Source organism: Nostocoides sp. (genome assembly GCF_035343835.1).
Taxonomy (GTDB): domain Bacteria; phylum Actinomycetota; class Actinomycetes; order Actinomycetales; family Dermatophilaceae; genus Nostocoides_A; species Nostocoides_A vanveenii.
On record NZ_DAOQZV010000227.1, the window covers coordinates 1 to 5,042 of the forward strand.

Below are 5,042 nucleotides of genomic sequence, written 5' to 3' on the forward strand. Positions count from 1 at the left end.
CAGGGTGGCCGCGACCCAGGCGCACCGGCCGGCGTGCTCCGGACGGGCCTGACGCAGGGTGAGAGCGAGCCCGTCGAAAGCTTCGGCGACGCGCAACGGAAGTGGCGCGGCCGCAGCCCGCCGGGCGGCGGCGGCATACGACCCGAGGGCTTGCGCGTAGTCGCGTTGGGCGAGCAAGGCATCGGCGAGGACAATACGGGCCTCGACGCCATCGCGCGCCAGCCGGCTGCTATCCGCCAGGACGACGACGTCAGCGGCAAGGCCGGCCGCTTTGGCGAACTCTCCCGCGGCCGCGGCCTCACGCGCGCCCTGCAGTTGGTAGCCGAGGCGCACGGCCCACGGCAGTTCCTCGGGGTCGGGCGTCATCTGGGCGGGTCGGCCGGACACGCGCCGCGCAATGATGTCGGCGAGTAGGCCGATGCGGTCCTCGCCGAGCTCGGTCGCTTCTTCGCGGGCAGCCTTCGCCGTCGCAAAAGCCTCGAGCTCGCGCCCGCGTTCCCAGGCGATCTGGGCGCAGAGGATCTGGGCCGCGATGGCCAACCAGCGCTCTTCGCCCTCCGCCCCGTCGATCAGCAGTGGCGCCAGGTCCTCGGCAAGGTCGAGGTTGCCGGAGCTGACCTCGATGTCCATCAGCGTGCGGCGCGCCTGCCGGATCGCATAGGTGTCGGTCACACCAAGCGCCAGGATCCGCTCGACTTCCGACCGCGCGTCGGTGAGCTGGCCGGCGTCGAGGTACATCTCGGCCCGGATCGACGCGGTCCGGGCTCGCTGGAAGGTCGCATCGTGGCAGGCGGCCGCGTGCTCCTCCGCTCGATCGAGAAAGCTCATACCGGCGAAGGTGCCGTGCACCTCGGAGGCACAGATGCCCGCCCGGCGGGCGGACTGCGCCCCGATCTCGGGAGGCCCGTCCCCGCTGGCGAGGGCCAGTTCGTAGAGGGTGAGCGCATCGCGCGGGCGCATCGCGGAGTAGAGCGTGCCGAAGGCGCGGTTGGCCAGGTCGTAGGCGAGGTCTCTGGTTGTCGGATCGGCAGCGGCCACCTGGACCGCTGCGACCGCCGCCTCGAAGTCGGCCAGCCAGGGCGAGGTGGCACTGGCGTCTTCCTCGGTCGCCGGCAGCGCCCCATCCGCCCACCGCACGAGGGCCACCCGGGTCGCCCGCCCGTCCTCGTCGGTGGCCAGGGCCAGGGCGTGCCGGCGGACGGGCGCGAGCATGCGCAGCCGACCGTCGGCGCCGATCAGGACGAGAGACTGGCGCTCGAGTTGGGCGGCGACGCCGATGGCCAGCGCCCTCGGCATCCCCATGATCTGGGCCAGCACGTCGATACCGACCGGGAAGTCCAAGGTGCCGAGGCGGCGATGCGCGGTGCGCGTCCCCTCGTCTAGCAGGGCGTATGACGCGCCGATCGCCCCGGCGAGTGAGTCCGGCGGCACGACGCGGTCGAGTCCGACCTGGGCCGCCTGCGATGCCATCTGCTCCAGCACCAGCGGGATGCCGCCGCTGGCCACCAGCAGCGACCGCAACTGCGGTCCGTCCCGGTCGAGATCCACCAGATCACCACCGGCCCCGGCTAGACGGCCCACGAAGAGTTCCAGCGCGGCGCCTTCGAGCGGCTGGTGCGGCAGGGGCACCGGAAGCGGATCGACCCGCAGGTCGAGCTCGGCGGGGGCGCCGGCGGGGACCAACGAGGTGACGAGGAAGCGCGCGACCCGGGTGGCGTCCAGGATGCCGGTGATCAACTCCCCCACGCCGGCGAGCAGGCCCTCGTCAACCCCGTCGAGGATCGTCAGCCGCTCATGGTCGTCGAGGGCATGGACGAGGGCGAGGATCGCGGTGTCACCGGGCGCGATATCGGCCTCCAGGGCCTGAAGCCAGGCGCCGATCAGATCCTCGATCGAGGAGATCGCGCCGACATCGATCCACACCTGGACCCGGGCCGCCGTCGCCGCATGCCTGGCGAGCAGGCTTTTGCCCACGCCGGGCGGGCCGACCAGGGTGACCCATCGGCGATCGATGAGCCCCGAACGGACACGTGTCTGCAGGTCACGCCGCCCGAGGCAAGGCGGTAACACGTGGGCAGGCTACACGCGTAGGGAAATGAGTGAAATTACCGATGCCGGGCGTGGGCTCGGTCGACCAGAGTGATAGGCATACCGAGAAGGGATCGGATCCCAGCCGATCCCCGTGGCGAAGGCTCGTCGGAGGGAGGGCCTTCACACCGGTTGCGGCGCAGAGCTGGGGGGTTCGGCGCCGTTTGAGGAGGCGACCCATGCCGGGCATCGGCACGGGTCGCCTTCTTTCTGGCTCCGCGCGTGCCGCCCCTCCCGCTCCCGGGGCGACGGCACGCGCGGTCGGACAACCCGCGACCGCTGACGCGGGCCGGCCCGTCAGCCCAATCCGTTGTCGGCCAGGAATTTCGCCGCGACCGTCTGCGGGTCCGCCTTGTCGATGTCGGTCTGCTTGAGCAGGTCCGACAGGACGGCGGTCGTCAACTTCGCCGACACGGCGTCGAGGGCGGCCGTGACCTCGGCCGAGTTCTTGGACTTGGCAAGCAGCGGCACGACATTCTGCGAGCCGAAGAGCCGCTGGTCGTCGGTCAGGGTGACGAAACCGTTGGCGGCGATCGCCGGGTCAGTGGAGAAGATGTTCGCCGCCTGGACCTGGCCATTCTTGAGCGCCTGGACCAATTGCGCGCCCTTGAGCGGGCGGAAGCTGCCGAAGGTGACGCCATAGGTCTTGGTTAGGCCCGGGATGCCCTGGGGGCGCTCTTTGAACTCCGGCGGCGCACCGAGGGTGAGCTCCCCCGCGACCGGCTTGAGGTCGGCGATGGACTTCAGGTTGTTCTTCTTGGCGGTCTCGGCGGTGACATTGATCGAGTCGTTGTCCTCGGCGGCCGAGGCCTTGAGCACCTGGAGGGTGTCCGGCAACAGGCCGGTCAACCCGTCGTAGACCTTGGTCGGGTCGGTCTCGGCGAAGTTCTTGTCGTAGTAGTAGGCCAGGGCACCGGTGTATTCGGGCACGACGTCGATGGATCCGTCGTCCAGGGCCTTCAGGTAGATCTCGCGGGAGCCGATGTTGAGCTTGGTGGTGGCGTTGACGCCCGTGGCTTTCAGGGCGCCGGCATAGATTTCGGCCAGCAGGACGCTCTCAGAGAAGTCGGCCGAGCCCACCACGATGCTCGTGCTCGCGGCGCTGCCGCTCGACGCGCCTGCGGCACTCGTGGTGGTGGATGACCCTAGCGGGTCGGAAGACGAGCCGCAGGCGGCGAGCGCACCCACGGTCAGGACGCTCATGGCGAAGGTGAGGGTGCGGCGGGACATCGGCATACTCCTACGGGGTTGAGGTAGCGAAGGACGGGGTCTTCGCGAAGTACCGGAATAACGTTGGGTCCTGCGGTCTACCCGAGGGGACACGTCCAGGGTCTCCTAGTTCGGGATCACGTCGCGTCGGCGATCGATGAGAGGGCCGGCGGCAGATAGTTCAACCCTCCGGCGACGCGATTGCTTCCCGGTCAGGCCGGGACTGACGAGCAGTCGGACCACCCCGGCCAGGAGGAGGTCGACCAGGAGGGCAAGCACGGCCACCAAAAGCGCCCCGCCCGCGGTGGCCGCATAGTCGCCGATGGCGAGCCCGTCGATGAGGAAACGGCCGAGCCCCCCCAGACCGACGTAGGCCGCAATCGTCGCCGTAGCGATGACCTGCAAGGTTGCGGCCCGCACTCCCGAGAGCAGGAGTGGCAGGGCGATCGGGAGTTCGACCTGACGCAGCACCTGGCCATCGCTCAGCCCCATGCCGCGGGCGGCATCCCGGGTGGCGGGGTCGACGGCCTCGACGCCCGCATACGCCCCCGCCAGCAGTGGCGGCAGGGCGAGCAGGACGAGGACGATGATGCTCGGGGCGGTGAAGGCGAGGTCCCCGGAGAGGCGGGGCCCGAGCCAGAGGGCCAGGGCGAAGAGCAGTCCGAGGGTGGGGACCGCGCGGGCGGCATTGGCGGCGGAGACCAGCGGGCGCCCCCTGCCTGTATGCCCGATCCACAGGCCCAGCGGGAGCGCGATGAGGCTCGCGATGGCCAGGACGATCAGGCTGTAGGTCAGGTGCTCCTGGACGCGAGTGGCGATGCCGTCGGCGCCGCTCCAGTTGGCGGGATCGGTCAGCCAGTCCCAGATCTTGGGGATCATGCGGCGACCCCAACGTCGCGCGGCGCGTCGGCCGGGGCGAGGCGCCGCGCGGACGAGCGGGAGTCGGCGCGTAGCCAGGGTGTGAGCAGGCGCGCCAGACCTTGGATCAGCAGGTCGAAGAGCAGTGCCAGCACCAGACAGCCCACGATGCCGGCCCAGAGCTCACCGGGAATGTCGCGGTTGTAGCCGTCGACCAGCAGGTCCCCGAGCTGGGAGACCCCGATCAGCGAGGCGACGCTGACGATGCTGACATTGCTGACCGCGGCCACCCGCAGGCCGGCCGCGATCACGGGGACGGCGAGGGGAAGTTGCACGGTGACCAGTCGGCGGAAGGCACCCAGCCCCATCGCGCGGGCGGCGGCGTCGACATGCGACGACACCGAGCCGAGCCCGTCGACGACCGTCCGGACCAACAGCGCGACCGTGTAGATCGTCATGGCGACGATGACATTGACGGGGTCGAGGATCTTGGTGCCGAGAATGAGCGGCATCAAGATGAAGAGCGCCAGGCTCGGGATCGTGTAGAGCAGACCGGTCCCGGCGAGGGCCACCGGTACCAGCCTCCGGCTGCGGGCCGCCGCCCAGCCGAGCGGGATGCTCACGATCAGGCCCAGGACCAGCGGAATCGCCGCCAGCACGGCGTGTTGCACCGTCAATCGCCAGATGTCGCCGAGGTGGCCGCTGATCCAGGTCATGTCTGGACCGGTGCTTGTGTGGGTCGCCCCTGCGCGGGCGCCTGTCCATTACTCCCGGTCCGGTGGCGCTCGACCTCCGCCAGGACGTCGCGGGCACGCACCGTCCCGAGCAGCCGGCGCTCGCCGTCGACGACGACCCCGCGCCCGCTCGGCGAGGACAGGGCCGCGTCC

At 70.4% G+C, this 5,042-nt stretch carries 4 protein-coding genes; all 4 read right to left on the minus strand.

Annotation, left to right across the window (positions count from 1 at the left end; genetic code table 11):
- The coding region (locus PKH97_RS13480) for a hypothetical protein (protein ID WP_324388036.1) at positions 1-2,070 on the minus strand (2,070 nt) is incomplete at its 3' end.
- Between the two features lie 315 nt (positions 2,071-2,385).
- Positions 2,386-3,318 (minus strand): ABC transporter substrate-binding protein, encoded by a 933-nt coding sequence (locus PKH97_RS13485; RefSeq protein ID WP_324388037.1) that lies wholly within the window; start codon positions 3,316-3,318, stop codon positions 2,386-2,388.
- Positions 3,319-3,423: 105 nt separating this feature from the next.
- Entirely contained in the window at positions 3,424-4,176 is a 753-nt protein-coding gene (locus PKH97_RS13490; protein WP_324388038.1) for an ABC transporter permease subunit, read from the minus strand.
- Positions 4,173-4,871, minus strand: coding sequence for an ABC transporter permease (locus tag PKH97_RS13495; RefSeq protein WP_324388040.1), 699 nt, complete (start codon positions 4,869-4,871; stop codon positions 4,173-4,175). Before PKH97_RS13495 ends, PKH97_RS13490 begins: the two co-directional genes overlap by 4 nt.
- Between the last annotated feature and the right edge of the window lie 171 nt (positions 4,872-5,042).